The organism is Desulfofundulus sp., from assembly GCF_049701015.1.
GTDB lineage: Bacteria > Bacillota > Desulfotomaculia > Desulfotomaculales > Desulfovirgulaceae > Desulfofundulus.
The window spans coordinates 1-2,654 of sequence record NZ_JBNATZ010000308.1 but is presented as its reverse complement, the minus strand read 5'-3'; the positions used below and the strand labels follow the sequence as shown (position 1 = coordinate 2,654).

The window sequence follows — 2,654 nt, the reverse complement described above, 5'->3', positions numbered from 1 at the left end:
GACAGTGTCCAGAAGCGGGTCGAACACCGGCTCACCTTTCCTGATGGTTATCAGGTGCTGGTGCCCGACATATCCGGCCAGGAGGAGTTCCCTGTCTTCATAATGGAGAGTCGGACCACCTTTTAAACAACAGGTACCACACCGTATACAGGAGTCTCTATTAATTTTCCCGCACCCTCTTTCTAAAAAGCTCATTTTCCTTTTTATTTCGCTCCTTGACGGAGAAATCCTTGAACAACATTGAAAACAGATTTTACCCAGGCCTGTTCCCAATGGCCCTTTATCCCCGCCCGGGGGCAGATATTGTCGGCTGACGGATTCTTCTACCAGCACCCGGTGCATATAATGTATTACTAAACACTAGAAATGTACAATCCGCTTGTGGCTAATCCAAGGGCCAAAGGAGTGATAATATGGATTTCCTGGAGCGGCTGGAGAAACATCGTTCCCTGGAAAACGAGTTGGCCTGGGAAGGCACCTTTCAGGAGTATCTGCAAATCGTGAAGGAACGTCCCTGGGTATGTCAGCTTGCCCACGCCCGGATTTACAACATGATCAAGGATGCCGGGGTAGAAGAAATAGATGGTGTTAAGCGCTACAAATTTTTCTCCAGTGAACTCTTCGGTCTTGATAAAACCCTTGAAAAGCTGGTGGAAGAATACTTCCACCCGGCTGCCCGGCGGCTGGACGTGCGCAAGCGCATCCTCCTGCTCATGGGGCCGGTGAGCGGTGGCAAATCCACCCTGGTGGCCATGTTGAAAAGGGGCCTGGAACGGTACAGCCGAACCGACCGGGGGGCCCTTTACGGCATCAAGGGCTGCCCCATGCATGAAGAACCCCTGCATCTAATCCCCAGGGAACTGAGGCCGGAATTTGAGAAAGAATACGGCGTTTACGTCGAAGGCGAACTCTGCCCCTACTGCCGCATGATGCTGGAAACGGAATATGGCGGAAGAATTGAAAACGTCCGGGTGGAAAGGGTTTTCCTGTCTGAAGAAAACCGGGTGGGCATAGGAACCTTCACCCCTTCCGACCCCAAGTCCCAGGACATTGCCGATCTCACCGGCAGCGTGGATTTCTCCACCATTGCGGAGTACGGTTCGGAGTCTGACCCCCGGGCATACCGGTTTGACGGCGAACTGAACATAGCAAACCGGGGGATCATGGAGTTCCAGGAGATGTTAAAATGTGACGAAAAATTCCTGTGGAACCTCCTGAGCCTTTCCCAGGAAGGCAACTTCAAAGCCGGTCGTTTTGCCCTGATATACGCCGACGAGTAAGCAGTTACTTCATAAGACCAAAAGCGCACTCAGCCCCGTAAGCCTTCTTACATGTTGGTTGCGGGCTTTTTTCGTTTTCAGCCGGCTGCTGTTTTACAGCGAGGCATTCGGCAAGTACCGCGTATAACCTTATTTCGTCATCCGAAGAAGGCTGTTCCGCGGGTGGGTAAATGTTTATGGTACCAAACCTGCTCTTTATAATTTTAACAGGGATCATAGAACCACCCCAGCACTTTTCCAGGGTTTGTTCAAAAAAGATAGCACCGCCAAGCCGGAGAACTGTATATAAAAGTTATGCAGACCAATTTGTCCATGTTGCCCAAAAAAATTCAGGAGGTAATCACTACCTCCTGAACTTGTCCAGTTTGTTTCAACCCACGCTCCCGCACGGGGAGCGACCATCATGCAATTTTACAAACTCCTCAAAGCATTTTTGTTTCAACCCACGCTCCCGCACGGGGAGCGACTGCATACGTTCCAGTCCCTTATTTTCCAGAATTCCAGAGGCTATTTTCGCGAGCCGTCTCAGTCCACGCTCCCGCACAGGGAGTAACAGATTGCAAGCTATACCTCAAATCGAGAGATACAAAGATTTGCGACACTCTAAGTTTCTCGTGTCCACTCATGGTTCACACTTTACAGAATCATTGTTCCTTCAGGGTCAAAAACGCTTTTAGCACCTACATGCTCAACCCTCCTCTTCCAGTTGCTACCAAGAAAGTAGTAACGCAAACTCTCTTTTTCCTTATCGATTATGGCTTCAAGTTTGTGTTTCAATTCAGCAAACTGTGCAGGGTCTAACAAACATGCAAACACAGAGTTCTGAACCCGCTGACCGTAATTGACACATTGTTTCGCCACAAGGCGCAGCCTTTTTTTGCCTGCTTCAGTTGTAGTATTTACATCATAAGTTATCAACACCATCATAACTTTAATCTGGCTTCCAAGGAAGACTCATCGGCTACACTACCCCAGTCCGGAAGGCCGCAGTGATGTCCGGCTATAATATAAGCCAATATTCTACCCACCGGGCCATATCGTTTTTCCGATTCCACTGCACCAGGAGTAGAATGGTCAACCTTAATATTCCGACCTTCAAGACGCATTTGAAACTCGGGAGAATATTTTCCTATATCGTGGATAAGTCCGGCTATATAAGCGATCTTATCCGCCCCGAATGTTCTGGCGAATGTACTCGCGAGAACTGCTGTCTGTTGCAAATGGTCTTTTAATAATTGCCACTGTTCTTTCTTTTTCCCTTTGTGAGAATGGGCATAATACTTGACATGAAGGTAATTCATCTGTTTTATTTACACCCCTAATCCTGAGTAAGGAGGATCACCCAGTGCTATGCCGCTACCCCGGGGGTTGAGT

At 48.7% G+C, this 2,654-nt stretch carries 2 protein-coding genes and 1 pseudogene; 1 reads left to right on the top strand and 2 read right to left on the bottom strand.

Annotated features, from left to right (window positions below; all coding sequences use genetic code 11):
- Nucleotides 1–413: 413 nt before the first annotated feature.
- Nucleotides 414–1,277: pseudogene (locus ACPLUI_RS13655) on the top strand (protein prkA); the annotation flags it as partial.
- Nucleotides 1,278–1,916: 639 nt separating this feature from the next.
- Here ACPLUI_RS13655 and cas2 read toward each other — a convergent pair.
- On the bottom strand, nt 1,917–2,207 hold the full coding sequence (gene cas2 / locus ACPLUI_RS13650) for a CRISPR-associated endonuclease Cas2 (protein ID WP_424660798.1): 291 nt from the start codon (nt 2,205–2,207) through the stop codon (nt 1,917–1,919).
- The gene (locus ACPLUI_RS13645) at nt 2,204–2,581 is read right to left on the bottom strand and encodes a CRISPR-associated endonuclease Cas3'' (protein ID WP_424660797.1); all 378 of its coding nucleotides are present in this window, start codon (nt 2,579–2,581) and stop codon (nt 2,204–2,206) included. The genes cas2 and ACPLUI_RS13645 overlap by 4 nt, the downstream gene beginning before the upstream one ends.
- Nucleotides 2,582–2,654: the final 73 nt, after the last annotated feature.